Raw genomic sequence first — 263 nt, 5'->3', positions numbered from 1 at the left:
CTTGTAGCTCATGCCGACGGCCTTCGCCGCGCTGGTGATGGAGCCGGTTTCGCCGATCGCCGCGAGAAGCGCGATTCGCGACGCGCCGCCGAGCGTATTGGCGCCCGCCTGGAACCAGACCGAACCGCCGACTTCCAGCGGTTCGTGAGACGGATCGTTGAGCTCGGGTGCCATGGCGAGGAGCGGTCAGTGAATGATCGGGAACAGCAGATCATTATAGCGACCGGTGCTGCGCCCCTCGGAGGCTGAAGGCTACGCTAGCC

At 65.4% G+C, this 263-nt stretch carries 1 protein-coding gene; it reads right to left on the bottom strand.

What is annotated here, in order from left to right; genetic code table 11:
• Nucleotides 1–174: winged helix-turn-helix domain-containing protein (locus SB822_RS58075; protein ID WP_410859238.1), on the bottom strand; the 174-nt coding region annotated here is incomplete at its 3' end.
• Nucleotides 175–263: the final 89 nt, after the last annotated feature.

This window comes from Paraburkholderia sp. SIMBA_054 (assembly GCF_046534875.1).
In the GTDB taxonomy this organism is placed as follows: domain Bacteria; phylum Pseudomonadota; class Gammaproteobacteria; order Burkholderiales; family Burkholderiaceae; genus Paraburkholderia; species Paraburkholderia hospita.
The sequence above is the reverse complement of the archived record's forward strand: the minus strand, read 5'-3'. Positions and strand labels throughout refer to the sequence as shown.